The organism is Halomonas sp. 7T (genome assembly GCF_025643255.1).
In the GTDB taxonomy this organism is placed as follows: domain Bacteria; phylum Pseudomonadota; class Gammaproteobacteria; order Pseudomonadales; family Halomonadaceae; genus Vreelandella.
Genome location: NZ_CP087112.1, coordinates 228,169 through 240,963, shown reverse-complemented (window position 1 = coordinate 240,963; position 12,795 = coordinate 228,169). Strand labels below are relative to the sequence as shown.

Below are 12,795 nucleotides of genomic sequence, written 5' to 3'. Positions count from 1 at the left end.
TTGACCGCAACGGCCCACTGCAAGCCGCGTACCGTGCCGCTGACGTTTTTGTCTTTGCATCACGCACGGAAACCCAGTGGCTGGTATTGCTGGAAGCGATGGCCCTGAGCACTCCAGTGGTTTCCAATGCCATGATGGGCACGCTAGATGTACTGAGAGAGGGAGAAGGCTGCCTAATCGTCGAGGAGAACCATGACCACTTCGCCGCCCAGGTTAACCGCCTGCTAAACGATGACACCCTGCGCCAACAGCTCGCCGAGCGCGCCCTGACCTATGCCACTAGATGGCACGAAGACGCCAAGTGCGCTGAGCTTGTTACGCTCTATCAAAAGGTAGCTAAGAAGCGGTGTCTCCTGAATTCATATGGAAAGCCCAGCAAACTTCTTTCAGAAGTCGTTGAATAGCAGTACAAAAAGAGCCCCAAGCGGGGCTTGGGGCTCTTGGTAGGGCGTAATGAGTTAAAAATTACTCATTGCCAACATATCTATCGATGTTGAAGGTTTCCATGCCCGCAGCTTCCTCAGCGGAATAGGGCAAATTGTAGGACTCATAAGACGGATCCCAGCGATAACCATAGCCATAGAAGGGAAAAGCATACATACCATAGCCACCGGAAACTACAACGGCCTGAATCTGACCATCGTCGTTGAACAATACGTTATCAATGTAACCGTAACCAGCACCTGAACTCACCGAAGTGTAATCATTTAGAAGATCGGTGATTTTCCAGATTTGGCCGCCAGCTTCCACATCATCGTCGACCTGCGTTGTCTGCTGCAGGGCATTCTTGGTGAGACGCTCATTACCACCTGCGAACAGATTGAAGTCTTCATAGTTATCGGCGTTCAGCGGTACTTGAATATGCTCGTTAGAGATATCGACTTGATCCCAGGGTACCGCAACGTGTGTATCACCAATGCCCCAGATACCACCTATCTGAACAATGATCGCTTCAATCTGGTTATTGTCGTTCAGCAGCACATTTTCGACACTACCAATATCATCTTCGTCGGCTGTCGAGACATCTCTATCGAGCAGCCAGCCAGCATCAAAGCCGCCATTGTTATATAAATCGTCATAGTTCCAAGCGCTGATGGCAACAACATCATCGCCGTCACCATACTGCTGGGCTTGCGCAATGGAACTTAAACCTACTGCTGCTATAGCAACTGCAAGTGTGGTCTTAAGGGGAAAAGTAGCCATCGTTATACCTCCAATGTTTAACGAGTCATGGAGCGTGCGTTTTACTGCATTGGCAACGCTGCGCTACGGACACTTTCAACGTAGTAAAGCCCCAAGAAATTTTCAAACTGCTCAAATAGAACCTGATAAAGGTGCCTCTACCCACGCGCTAGCCAAAAGACAGGCAATGGGAAACACGGGGACGGGACGCGTGCGTTGTTGACACTTTTGAACAGATACCGCGATTCAGGAGGGAAAAGCTCAAATGGCAGGCACAAAAAAAGGCACCTAAGTGCCTTTTTTTAAAGATGGTGCCGGTGGCCAGACTCGAACTGGCACACCCGTAAAGGCGGCGGATTTTGAATCCGCTGCGTCTACCAATTCCGCCACACCGGCAATGGATGCGCATTATACGGAGATAACCCCTCAGGTCAATCACATCGACTGACTTTATCTTACGAAAGCGCTATCCTATGCCGCCTGTTTGACCACTGAAAAGAGCCATTTCCATGCAGCGTGCGGACTTCCACTTCGAGCTACCCGATGAGCTAATTGCCCGCTATCCGTCCGAGCAGCGCAGCGATTGCCGATTACTGTGTGTGGATGGTCAAAGCGGCGCGCTGGCACATCGCCGGTTTACCGACTTACTTCAGCTTCTCGAACCGGGCGATTTACTGGTCTTTAACGACACTCGCGTGATCCCTGCCCGCCTGCACGGCCATAAGGCCAGCGGCGGAAAAGTAGAAATGCTGCTGGAGCGTCCGCTGGATGCACACCGAGGCCTTGCGCACATCCGCTCAAGCAAATCACCCAAGCCGGGCACCGAACTGATCTTTGAGGGCGATATCCATGCCGTGGTCGAAGGCCGTCGTGATGCGCTGTTTGAGCTGCGCTTTTTAGGCGAGACGCCGATGATCGCGCTGCTGGAAAAGCATGGCCATATGCCGCTGCCGCCTTACATCACCCGGGAAGACGAGCTGAGCGACCGCGAGCGTTATCAAACCGTGTATGCACGCCGTGATGGAGCGGTAGCCGCACCCACGGCTGGCCTGCACTTTGACCAGCCGCTGCTGGATGCCCTCGCTGAAAAAGGCATCAACAGCGCGTTTGTCACGCTTCATGTTGGCGCGGGCACCTTCCAACCGGTGCGCGTGGACAACATCCTTGAGCACCATATGCACAGCGAATGGATTGAGGTGAGCGAGGCCACTTGCCAACAGGTGCGCGACACTCAGGCTGCTGGCAAACGCGTGGTTGCCGTGGGCACCACAAGCGTTCGCTGCCTGGAAAGCGCCTGCATGAAAAGTAGCGATGGCCAAATTGCCCCGTTCAGCGGCGACACCGATATCTTTATTTATCCCGGCTACCAGTGGCGCTGCGTGGATGCCCTGATTACCAATTTCCACCTGCCCGAATCCACCCTGCTGATGCTGGTGTCAGCGTTCGCAGGCTATGAACACATGATGCAGGCTTACCATACAGCCGTAGAAGAGCGCTACGCCTTTTTTAGTTATGGCGACGCCATGCTGCTTACCCGCTAATTAACGAGTTATTGTGATGCGAAACGAATGCTTTATGCGCTTTGAGCGCTTAGCCGAAGACGGCCGTGCGCGCCGTGGCCGCCTGCACTTTCCCCGTGGCACGGTGGAAACCCCTGCCTTTATGCCCGTAGGCACCTACGGCACGGTTAAGGGCATGACGCCAGAATCGGTTAAAGAGATTGGCGCAGAGATCATCCTGGGCAATACGTTCCACCTATGGCTGCGCCCCGGCACCGATGTGATTGAAGCCCACGGCGACTTACACGACTTTGCCCAGTGGGATAAGCCGATTCTGACCGACTCCGGCGGTTTCCAGGTGTTCTCGCTGGGTGAAATGCGCAAAATCACTGAGCAAGGGGTGCATTTCCGCTCGCCCGTGGACGGCAGCAAAGTGTTTATGGGGCCAGAAGAGTCAATGGCCGTGCAGCGTTCGCTGGGCTCTGATGTGGTGATGATCTTTGACGAGTGCACGCCCTACCCCGCCACCTTTGAAGAAGCCGAAAAATCCATGGAGCTATCGCTGCGCTGGGCTAAGCGCTCTCGCGATGCCCATGGCGATTCGCCTTCCGCACTGTTCGGCATTATTCAAGGCGGCATGCACCCTGAGCTGCGCGAGCGCTCGCTAAAAGGGCTGATGGACATCGGCTTTGATGGCTTAGCGATTGGCGGGCTCTCTGTGGGCGAACCCAAAGAGGAGATGATCAAGGTACTGGATTATCTTCCCACCTGGATGCCAGACGACACCCCGCGTTACCTGATGGGTGTGGGTAAGCCCGAAGACCTCGTTGAGGGCGTGCGCCGCGGTGTGGATATGTTTGACTGCGTGATGCCCACACGTAATGCGCGTAACGGCCACCTGTTCACGTCAGATGGCACCGTGAAGATCCGCAACGCCAAGCACCGCTTTGACACCCGCCCGCTGGATGAAGAGTGCGATTGTCACACCTGCCAGAATTTCTCCCGTGGCTATCTGCACCACTTGGATCGCTGCAACGAAATGCTGGGCTCGATGCTCAATACCATCCATAACTTACGCTACTACCAGCGTGTGATGGCTGATTTGCGCGCGGCAATCGAAGCGGGTACATTGACGACCTTTGTGGAAAGCTTCTATGCACGGCGCGGCCTGCCGGTGCCTCCCCTTGCAGAAGCTGACACCTAATCAATAATAACCACTCGCTGCTGCGGGTGGTTTAACCCGTTCACCCATTGAGTGTTCTAACCCAGGAGTTCCCTGCAATGCTGGATTTCTTCATCTCACCAGCCCATGCCCAAGAAGCCGCCGCTGGCGGTGGCATCGCGCAAATTGTCATGCTGGTCGGTTTTGTACTGATTTTCTACTTCCTGCTGTGGCGCCCCCAAGCCAAGCGTGCCAAGCAGCACAAACAGCTCGTCTCTGGCCTGACCAAGGGCGATGAAGTCGTCATCGGCGGCGGTTTAGTGGGCCGCATTACCAAAGTAAGCGATGAGTTTTTAACGCTAGAGGTTTCAGAAGGCAACGAAGTCAACGTGCAGAAAAACGCCGTCGCTGCCGTTCTGCCCAAGGGAACTATTAAGTCCATCTAACGCCTGAAGTCCCCCTGCCGAATCAGTGCCAGCCACCCCGGCAGGGGTGACATGGTAGCGTCGATGGTGAACGTTGCTGCACACGGTCTAGCCGGGTGCAGCACTTCCGTATGTAATTGAAGGCAGGGCTTGCATGCTCAACCGTTACCCCCTGTGGAAGTATCTGCTGATACTGGTCGTCCTGGTGGTTGGCCTTATCTACTCACTTCCCAATCTATTCCCCGCAGATCCCGCTATCCAGGTGAGCGACGCCCAAGGCAACGCCCTGGATGAACGGCAAATTACCCGCATTGAAGAAGCGCTTAATGAGCGCGATATCGCCGTCAAAGCCGTTGAAGAATCCAATGGCCAGTGGCTAATCCGCCTACAAAACGATGATGACCAGCTCGATGCCCGGGACATTGCCGCGGAGGTGCTCGGCCCCAATGCAACCGTTGCACTTAATTTGGCCGATGCCACCCCCAGCTGGCTGCAAGCGTTTTCTGCTTCCCCAATGACGCTAGGCTTAGACTTACGCGGTGGTGTCCACTTTTTGCTTGAAGTGGACATGGACGCTGCGCTGACCCAGCGCTTGGAAGTGAATGCCAGCGCCATGCGTGAACTGCTGCGCGGCGAGCGTATTCGCTACCGCAACACCGACATCGACGAGCGCTCGCTCTCGATTGATTTCGGCAGCGCCGACGACCGGGATGCCGCCCGTCGCCTGATTAGCCGCGATTTCCCCAACTTTGATTACAGTAGCGAAGGCGATGGCCGCTCTTCACGCCTTGTCATGACGCTTAGCGATACGACGGTGAGCGAGATTCAGGACTACGCCATCAACCAAAACTTGACCACGCTGCGCAACCGCGTGAACGAACTGGGCGTTGCCGAGCCGATGGTACAGCGCCAGGGCCCGAGCCAGATAGTGGTGGAACTGCCCGGCGTTCAGGACACCGTAGCAGCAAAGCGGATTGTAGGGGCAACAGCCAACCTAGAGTTCCGCCTAGAAGCGCGCAACGATACGCCAGATATGGAAACCGAGCGTTTCGAGTTCCGTAACAACCCATCACGCTCGGCGGAGCTGATGCGTGATGTGATCATCACCGGTGACAGCGTTTCCAGCGCCAGCAACAGCTTTGATGAGAACGGCCGTCCCCAGGTTAACATCAACCTGGACGGCACTGGCGGTACGCTGATGAACCGCGCCACGCGCACTAATATCGGTCGCAATATGGCGGTGCTGTTTATCGAGCACAAAAGCGAAGACCGCATTGAAGTAGACCCAGAAACCGGCGCAGAGACCATCGTTCGCGAACCTTATACCGAGCGCGGACTGATTAGCCTTGCGACCATTCAAAGTGCACTCGGCAACAGCTTCCGTATTACCGGTCTCGACTCCCCCACCGAAGCCGCTGAGCTTGCACTACTGCTGCGCTCTGGCTCGCTGGCGGCACCGATTTACTTCGTGCAAGAGCGTACCATTGGGCCAAGCCTGGGTGCTGAAAACATTGAGCGCGGTCTGCTCTCGGTGCAAATCGGCCTGCTGCTGGTCGTGCTGTTTATGCTCGTGCGTTACAAGGTGTTTGGCATCTTTGCCAATATCGCGCTGGCGCTTAACCTGACGCTGCTGGTGGCGGTGATGTCGATGCTGGGTGCCACGCTCACGCTGCCAGGCATTGCCGGTATCGTGCTGACGCTGGGGATGGCGGTGGATGCCAACGTGCTGATCTTTGAGCGGATACGCGAAGAGCTGCGTAACGGCATGTCTATCCAACAAGCGATACACGCAGGTTACGAACGTGCCTTTACCTCCATCGTGGATGCCAACATCACCACGCTGCTGGTCGCCGTCATTCTTTTCTCTATTGGCACCGGCCCCGTTAAAGGCTTTGCCGTTACGCTCTCCATCGGCATTTTGACGTCGATGTTCACCGCTCTGCTGGTGACCCGTGCCATGGTCAACCTGACCTATGGCAGCAAACCCGTCAAAAAGCTGTGGATCTGAAAAACGTGCTCAGCTCAGAATTTAAGAGGTGGTAATGAAACCCCTATCACACCTGCGGATCGACTTTATGGGGCGGCGCAACCTTGCGTTTATCGTCTCGACCGCGATGCTTATTGTGTCGATTGGCGCCATTCTGTTTCAGCAGCTCAACCTAGGGCTCGACTTTACCGGCGGTACGCTGGTGGAAGTCCGCTATGGCGTAGCGCCGTCACTGGATGCTATCCGACAGCTACTGGAAAGCAGCGGCTTCCAAGATGTATCCGTGCAAACCTTTGGCGCCTCCACCGAAGTGCTCATCCGCTTGCAGCAAGCGTTTGACCCAGAAGTAGGTAACGAAGTCGTTAACCTGCTGCGCGGCGAAGGCGATAGCGTTAGCTTAGTGCGAGCCGAGTTTGTTGGCGCACAGGTCGGTGACCAACTACGCGACCAAAGCGGTTTGGGCATGCTGGTGGCGCTGGGCATCGTGATGCTCTATGTGGCTTTTCGCTTCCAGTACAAGTTTGCCATCGGCGCACTTTTTGCCCTATTGCATGACGTTATTATCGTGGTGGGTATCTTTGCACTGTTCCAGCTGGACTTTGATCTAACGGTGCTAGCAGCGATTCTAGCCGTTATCGGCTACTCACTGAACGATACGATTGTGGTGTACGACCGTATCCGTGAAACGATTCGTACGTCGCGCATTGACGATATGCCACAAATCTTTAACGAAGCCATTAACGCCACGCTATCACGCACCTTGGCAACGTCAGGCACCACTGTGCTGGTACTGCTAGCCCTGTTGCTACTGGGTGGCGATATGATCGAAAACTTCGCCGTTGCGCTATTAATCGGGGTACTGGTGGGGACCTTTTCTTCCATCTACATTTCTGGCGCGCTGCTGATACCGCTCAATCTCTCTCGGGAAGATTTGATTCCCACCAAGAAAGAGATCGACGAAGAGGAAGAAGAGCTGCCCTGATGTAAATAAACATCACACCAGCAGCCAACGAAAAGGCCCTGCCGGAATCATCCGTCAGGGCCTTTTTCATATCGTCATGCCTAGCGCAGTTTTCTTAGAAGTGCGGCGCCAGCTGCTTAATCATCGCCTTGTAGAGACGGGGGCCTGCGGCCATCAGCTGGCCTTCAGCATTCACGGTGGGCTTGCCATCCGGAGTGCCCATTAGCGCACCGGCTTCTTTCAGCAGCAGCGTGCCCACCTGCATATCCTGCTCTTCAAGGCCCAGCACAAAGACGCTATCGACGCGGCCAGCGGCCAACTCGCACATATCCAGCAGGCCGCTGCCGGTGGCTACCAACGTTTCCACCTGAGGAGCTAGCTGTTGTGCAATGGTGAGGTAAGCCGGCAAATGGTTGGGGCGCAGCCAGGCTTCAGGCAGGCTCATTGCCATGCGGGTGCCCGCAATCGCGGTCGGCTTGCTGACCCGCATACGCTTATCGTTGTGCTGAGCGCCGCGCCCACGGCTGGCGATATACTCATCGTCACCAAAGGGAGAGAGAATCACCGCATGTTCGGGACGGCCTTTAACAAGACACACCACTGAGAGTGCAAAACCCTTACCAGCGACGGCTAAATTGGAGTAGCCGTGCATCGGTTCAATTTTCCAGACAGTATCCGCGCCTTCGCCTTCACCTGCTTTATACGGCGTATAACGGCCAGTAACACCATGGTGGGGGTAGCCACGCTCCAACTGCTGAACGATGGTCGCTTCTGCTTTACGCGCAGTGTCTTCTAGCAACCGGTCGAGATTAAATTCTTCATGAGCGTTTTCAATTCGCTCACGGACGCGCAAAAAGTGTTCAACAGCGCCACGCGCAGCGCGCAGCGTAAATTGGACCATCGGATTCATGATCGGGCCTTGTCACAGTGATGTTAAAGAACGAGGGCAGTCGCAGTGCTACCTTTGGCGCGCAATTCTAACAGAGGCCCCTCGGGCATGCCATCGACTCATGCTAAACTGCACGATTTCCGCATTCGATTACTGGGCCTATCATGCTTGAGCGCATTCGTATTGTTCTTATCGGCACCAGCCATCCCGGCAACATTGGCGGCGTAGCGCGCGCCATGCACAACATGGGTTTGGCCGACCTCGCCTTGGTAGCGCCTCGCTGCGAGGTGATCACCCAGGACAGCATCTCCCGGGCCTCGGGCGCCGACCATTTGCTTCATCACGCGGTGATTCACTCCACTCTTGAGGATGCTGTTGCTGACTGCACATTGGCCGTAGGTGCCAGTGCGCGCTCGCGTACGCTCCCCTGGCCGATGATTTCACCCCGCGAGTTGGCCGAGCGCCTGCCCAACGAGTGCCAGCATCCAGATGCTCGCGTCGCACTGGTCTTTGGCCGCGAAGACAGTGGCTTAACTAACGCCGAGCTTCAGCGCTGCCACGCCCATGTGCATATTCCCACCAATGCAGACTTCAGCTCGCTCAACTTAGCCGCCGCTGTCCAAGTACTTGCTTACGAGTGCCGCATGGCGTGGTTAAGCCAAACGCCTCTTACACCAACCGACGAACATGAGGACGAGCTGGCAACCCACGCAGAGCTTGAGCGTTACTTCGAGCATTTAGAGCGCACGCTCATTGCCATTGAATTTCATGACCCCGCTCAACCACGCCAGCTAATGGCTAGACTGCGCCGTCTGTATTTACGCGCGCGTCCAGAAAAAATGGAAATGAATATTCTACGTGGTGTGCTATCGGCCACCGAAAAAACCGCTGGCACTCCACCGCTTCAGCGACAACCGCAGAATCAACAAGAATGACCTAAACTTGAAGTCGTGGCTTCGCGCCCCAACATTGCCTTCCTGCTAACGTTATTCCTTTATGCTCAGTTCCATTATGCGACGCTGCCGCCCTTAACGCCCAAGGATCATCCATGTTTCAACGCCTGCGTGAAGACATTAATAGCGTATTCGACCGCGATCCTGCGGCCCGTAACTTTCTGGAAGTACTCACCAACTATCCAGGCCTACACGCGCTGTTGCTGCACCGCTGCGGCCACTGGCTTTGGAATAAAAACCTAAAGTGGCTGGCGCGCACCCTCTCGACATTTTCACGCTGGCTAACAGGCATCGAAATTCACCCTGGCGCGACCATTGGGCGGCGCTTCTTTATCGACCATGGCATGGGCGTTGTGATTGGTGAAACCGCCTTAGTGGGCGATAACGTCACGCTCTACCAAGGCGTCACCTTAGGCGGCACCAGCTGGAATAAAGGCAAGCGCCACCCCACGCTTGAAGACGGCGTAATTGTCGGCGCTGGCGCCAAAATTCTTGGCCCATTTACCGTGGGTGCAGGCGCTAAAATTGGCTCTAATGCCGTTGTTACGAAAGAGGTACCGCCCGGCGCAACCGTGGTAGGTATTCCCGGCAAAATTGTTAAGCGCGCCGACCCGGATGTAGAAGAAGCACTGGATGTTGACCCCGCCCGCCGCGAGGCCATTTGCCAGAAATTTGGCTTCGATGCATACGGCGTTAGCCAGGACATGCCCGACCCTGTTGCGCGCTCCATGCAGGCGATGCTGGATCATATGCACGCAGTGGATGAACGTATTGAGCGCATGTGCTCAACCCTTCGCAAGCTGGACGCCAGTTACCGAGATGGCCAGCTGCCTGAACTGCGAGATGAGGATTTTGCCGACATTCTTGATGAGAACGACACCGGCTGCCCAGGGCTTGGCGCGCGTGAGCGCAGCGAACGTAACGACACTGCAGTAAGCGCTTCCACCCCTAGCTCAACGCGCAATAGTTGACCAAAGCACTCGGGATTTCCATAATGGCGGTACATTTGCCGTGAGCACGCTGATGGCTCAGCGTCGAGGTTCCTGTCATGCGCTTAACCACAAAAGGCCGCTACGCGGTCACTGCCATGCTTGATTTGGCACTTAATGTGCAGCGTGGGCCTACTAGCCTAAGCGATATCTCGCAGCGCCAAGAGATTTCTCTCTCTTACCTTGAGCAGCTCTTCGCCCGTTTACGCCGTGCGGGGCTGGTCACCAGCGTGCGAGGCCCCGGCGGTGGCTATTTACTGGCCACCCCTGCAGAACAGATCAGCATTTCGCAAGTGATTGATGCCGTTAATGAGACCGTCGACGCCACACGGTGCCAGGGGCTATCAGACTGCCAGCAGGGCGATACGTGCTTAACCCATGCGCTGTGGTGCGAGCTATCCGGGCAAATCCGCCGTTTTTTTGACGATATTACCCTTGCTCAACTGATGCAGCGCCCCGACGTTATACGCATCGCCTTACGGCAACAACATCGTGTAGATGCAGGCATACTTGCCTCTTCTCCCTGAAGGCTTCAACCGCACGCTGGACGCCATGACCACGACTACCTCACCTTCATCGCTGCCGATTTATTTAGACTACGCCGCCACGACGCCGGTGGACACCCGCGTGGCGGAAGTGATGCAGCGCTACCTGACGGTTGACCAGCTGTTTGCTAACCCGGCGTCACGCAGTCATATGCTCGGCTGGCAGGCAGAACAAGTGGTTGAGCAGGCGCGTCGCCAAGTGGCCGATACCATAGGTGCCGACCCACGTGAAATAGTCTGGACCAGCGGGGCCACAGAGGCCGACAACTTAGCGCTGATTGGCTACATGCGCGCTAACCGCGAGCGTGGCATGCACTTGGTCACCTCCCACATCGAGCATAAAGCGATTGTGGATACGGCAAAGGCGCTCGAAAGCGAAGGGTTTGAGGTTACTTGGCTAACCCCGGGGCGCGACGGCTGCATAACCCCCGAGCAGCTGCGCAGCGCAATGCGCGATGACACCGCCCTGGTGTCGCTGATGGCGGTCAATAACGAACTGGGCAGCATTAACGATATTGCAGCGCTGGCAGCGGTTGCCCACGAATTTGGCGCCGCGTTTCATACGGATGCTGCCCAGGCAGTGGGTAGAATCTCCCTGGACGTAGTGGCACAAGCTATCGACCTAATGTCGCTTTCTGGCCACAAAGCCTATGGCCCTAAGGGCGTCGGCGCGCTTTACGTTAAACGCCACCCAGACATTCATGTTGAAGCCTTGATCCATGGCGGCGGGCACGAGCGCGGCATGCGCTCTGGCACCCTGCCCACCCACCAAATCGCCGGCATGGGCGAAGCGTTTGCGCTGATACAGCAAGAGCAGCAAGCTGACCAAGCGCACATTACGCAGCTACGTGCACGCTTCTTAAGCGGCTTGGAAGACCTGGATGGCATTGTTGCCAACTCGCCGTTAGAGCACGTGGTACCCAACATTTTGAATCTCGCGTTTAAAGGCATCGATGGGGAAGCCCTGCTGATGGCGCTGCGCGATGTTGCTGTGTCAACAGGCTCAGCCTGCAACTCTGCAAGCGTTGACCCTTCATATGTGTTGCTGGGCATTGGCACTCCCCGCTCGCTTGCCCTTTCATCGCTGCGGTTTAGCTTTGGCCGCTTTACCCAAAACGCAGACATTGATCATGCGCTAAGCCTTATTCGTCATGCGGTGAGCGGCCTGCGCGCCTCAGCGTACTAACCCGCTGTGACGTATTGGCGCTCTATTTCAAGATTTCTTACGGAGGACGCCCCAATGGCAACTCTCAACATTACACCCGCAGCAGCTGAACAAATTCATCGTGTGCTTGACGAGCGCGGCCAAGGGCTCGGCTTACGCGTTTCTGTTAAGCCTAGCGGCTGCTCCGGCTATAGCTACGTACTCGACTTTGCCGATGAAACGAACGGCGACGAGGTTCACTTTGAGGAGCATGGCGCCAGCGTTTATGTCGCGCCTGATGCCCTAGAAATGCTGGATGGCAGCGAAGTGGATTATGTCAGTGAAGGGCTGAACCGCTTTTTCCGCTTCAACAACCCTAATGTCAAAGATCAGTGTGGCTGTGGCGAAAGCTTTACTGTTTAAGCACGCCGGGCAACATCACCGGTATTCATCCCCACCGGGAAACGCTATAATCGCGGCCACTCGGCACTCGGTGAAGCTTTTACACGTGTGCCGAACCACATTTCCTGCGCCGCCTCGGCTTTCCGGGGCGGCAATTTTGCTTATCTCAATTAAGGAGAACTCTGCATGGCTACTGAACGCACTCTTTCGATTATCAAGCCCGACGCCGTTGCTAAAAACGCGATTGGCGACATCATCGCGCGTTTTGAAAAAGCAGGCCTGAAAGTGGTTGCCGCGAAAATGACCCATCTTTCTGAAGAGAAAGCGGGCGGCTTCTACGCCGAGCACAAAGAGCGTCCCTTCTTCAAAGACCTGGTTGGTTTCATGACCTCTGGCCCGGTCGTTGTGCAAGTGCTGGAAGGTGAAGGTGCTATCGCGAAAAACCGTGAGCTGATGGGCGCTACTAACCCGAAAGAAGCCGCACCTGGCACTATCCGCGCTGATTTTGCAGAAACTATCGACGCTAACGCCGTCCACGGTTCTGATTCTGCAGAAAGCGCTGAGCGCGAAATTAGCTACTTCTTCGGTAACGACGAAATCTGCCCGCGCTAAGCACTACGCGCCGCCGTTTCAACCTCCGTTGCCGGCCATTTTTGC

General features: G+C 55.7%; 14 protein-coding genes and 1 tRNA gene. 12 read left to right on the top strand and 3 right to left on the bottom strand.

The window, feature by feature from the left end; all coding sequences use genetic code 11:
* The first annotated feature begins 17 nt into the window (after positions 1 to 17).
* Entirely contained in the window at positions 18 to 404 is a 387-nt protein-coding gene (locus LOS15_RS01170; protein ID WP_263069583.1) for a glycosyltransferase, read from the top strand.
* A 61-nt stretch (positions 405 to 465) separates the two neighbouring features.
* Here the strand turns inward: LOS15_RS01170 and LOS15_RS01165 are convergent, their stop codons facing one another.
* Positions 466 to 1,203, bottom strand: coding sequence for a PRC-barrel domain-containing protein (locus tag LOS15_RS01165; protein WP_263067559.1), 738 nt, complete (start codon positions 1,201 to 1,203; stop codon positions 466 to 468).
* Positions 1,204 to 1,491: 288 nt separating this feature from the next.
* Positions 1,492 to 1,578, bottom strand: a tRNA-Leu gene (locus LOS15_RS01160).
* A gap of 113 nt (positions 1,579 to 1,691) precedes the next feature.
* Between LOS15_RS01160 and queA the strand changes: the two genes are divergently transcribed.
* The 5 genes from queA (at position 1,692) to secF (ending at position 7,237) form a co-directional block, all read left to right on the top strand.
* On the top strand, positions 1,692 to 2,723 hold the full coding sequence (queA, locus tag LOS15_RS01155) for a tRNA preQ1(34) S-adenosylmethionine ribosyltransferase-isomerase QueA (protein WP_263067558.1): 1,032 nt from the start codon (positions 1,692 to 1,694) through the stop codon (positions 2,721 to 2,723).
* A 16-nt stretch (positions 2,724 to 2,739) separates the two neighbouring features.
* Entirely contained in the window at positions 2,740 to 3,885 is a 1,146-nt protein-coding gene (gene tgt / locus LOS15_RS01150; RefSeq protein WP_263069582.1) for a tRNA guanosine(34) transglycosylase Tgt, read from the top strand.
* 77 nt (positions 3,886 to 3,962) lie between these two features.
* Positions 3,963 to 4,289 carry a preprotein translocase subunit YajC gene (gene yajC / locus LOS15_RS01145; protein ID WP_263067556.1) on the top strand — a complete coding sequence of 109 codons (327 nt, stop codon included), beginning with the start codon at positions 3,963 to 3,965 and terminating at the stop codon, positions 4,287 to 4,289.
* Between the two features lie 133 nt (positions 4,290 to 4,422).
* Complete coding sequence (secD, locus tag LOS15_RS01140) at positions 4,423 to 6,276, top strand: protein translocase subunit SecD (protein WP_263067554.1); 1,854 nt, start codon at positions 4,423 to 4,425, stop codon at positions 6,274 to 6,276.
* A 34-nt stretch (positions 6,277 to 6,310) separates the two neighbouring features.
* A complete protein-coding gene (gene secF, locus LOS15_RS01135) occupies positions 6,311 to 7,237 on the top strand; it encodes a protein translocase subunit SecF (RefSeq protein ID WP_263067553.1) in 927 nt (308 codons plus the stop codon).
* Between the two features lie 94 nt (positions 7,238 to 7,331).
* On the opposite strand, the gene LOS15_RS01130 is transcribed toward secF, so the two are convergent.
* Positions 7,332 to 8,126, bottom strand: a complete 795-nt coding sequence (locus LOS15_RS01130) for an inositol monophosphatase family protein (protein WP_263067552.1) — start codon at positions 8,124 to 8,126, stop codon at positions 7,332 to 7,334.
* 143 nt (positions 8,127 to 8,269) lie between these two features.
* Here LOS15_RS01130 and LOS15_RS01125 point away from each other — a divergent pair, with 143 nt between their 5' ends.
* The 6 genes from LOS15_RS01125 (at position 8,270) to ndk (ending at position 12,750) form a co-directional block, all read left to right on the top strand.
* Entirely contained in the window at positions 8,270 to 9,040 is a 771-nt protein-coding gene (locus LOS15_RS01125; RefSeq protein WP_263067550.1) for an RNA methyltransferase, read from the top strand.
* A gap of 113 nt (positions 9,041 to 9,153) precedes the next feature.
* Entirely contained in the window at positions 9,154 to 10,029 is an 876-nt protein-coding gene (cysE, locus tag LOS15_RS01120; RefSeq protein WP_263067549.1) for a serine O-acetyltransferase, read from the top strand.
* Between the two features lie 77 nt (positions 10,030 to 10,106).
* On the top strand, positions 10,107 to 10,574 hold the full coding sequence (iscR, locus tag LOS15_RS01115; RefSeq protein ID WP_263067547.1) for a Fe-S cluster assembly transcriptional regulator IscR: 468 nt from the start codon (positions 10,107 to 10,109) through the stop codon (positions 10,572 to 10,574).
* 25 nt (positions 10,575 to 10,599) lie between these two features.
* A complete protein-coding gene (locus LOS15_RS01110; protein WP_263069580.1) occupies positions 10,600 to 11,778 on the top strand; it encodes an aminotransferase class V-fold PLP-dependent enzyme in 1,179 nt (392 codons plus the stop codon).
* 54 nt (positions 11,779 to 11,832) lie between these two features.
* Positions 11,833 to 12,159 carry a HesB/IscA family protein gene (locus LOS15_RS01105; RefSeq protein ID WP_263067546.1) on the top strand — a complete coding sequence of 109 codons (327 nt, stop codon included), beginning with the start codon at positions 11,833 to 11,835 and terminating at the stop codon, positions 12,157 to 12,159.
* A 165-nt stretch (positions 12,160 to 12,324) separates the two neighbouring features.
* Entirely contained in the window at positions 12,325 to 12,750 is a 426-nt protein-coding gene (gene ndk / locus LOS15_RS01100) for a nucleoside-diphosphate kinase (protein WP_263067545.1), read from the top strand.
* The last annotated feature ends 45 nt before the right edge of the window (positions 12,751 to 12,795 follow it).

Coding starts and splice junctions, on each gene's coding strand:
- iscR (WP_263067547.1), top strand. CDS start 10,107: ATGCGCTTAACCACAAAAGGCCGCTACGCGGTCACTGCCATGCTTGAT.
- LOS15_RS01165 (WP_263067559.1), bottom strand. CDS start 1,203: ATGGCTACTTTTCCCCTTAAGACCACACTTGCAGTTGCTATAGCAGCA.
- secF (WP_263067553.1), top strand. CDS start 6,311: ATGAAACCCCTATCACACCTGCGGATCGACTTTATGGGGCGGCGCAAC.
- cysE (WP_263067549.1), top strand. CDS start 9,154: ATGTTTCAACGCCTGCGTGAAGACATTAATAGCGTATTCGACCGCGAT.
- LOS15_RS01105 (WP_263067546.1), top strand. CDS start 11,833: ATGGCAACTCTCAACATTACACCCGCAGCAGCTGAACAAATTCATCGT.
- LOS15_RS01110 (WP_263069580.1), top strand. CDS start 10,600: ATGACCACGACTACCTCACCTTCATCGCTGCCGATTTATTTAGACTAC.
- queA (WP_263067558.1), top strand. CDS start 1,692: ATGCAGCGTGCGGACTTCCACTTCGAGCTACCCGATGAGCTAATTGCC.
- secD (WP_263067554.1), top strand. CDS start 4,423: ATGCTCAACCGTTACCCCCTGTGGAAGTATCTGCTGATACTGGTCGTC.
- LOS15_RS01125 (WP_263067550.1), top strand. CDS start 8,270: ATGCTTGAGCGCATTCGTATTGTTCTTATCGGCACCAGCCATCCCGGC.
- tgt (WP_263069582.1), top strand. CDS start 2,740: ATGCGAAACGAATGCTTTATGCGCTTTGAGCGCTTAGCCGAAGACGGC.
- LOS15_RS01130 (WP_263067552.1), bottom strand. CDS start 8,126: ATGAATCCGATGGTCCAATTTACGCTGCGCGCTGCGCGTGGCGCTGTT.
- yajC (WP_263067556.1), top strand. CDS start 3,963: ATGCTGGATTTCTTCATCTCACCAGCCCATGCCCAAGAAGCCGCCGCT.
- ndk (WP_263067545.1), top strand. CDS start 12,325: ATGGCTACTGAACGCACTCTTTCGATTATCAAGCCCGACGCCGTTGCT.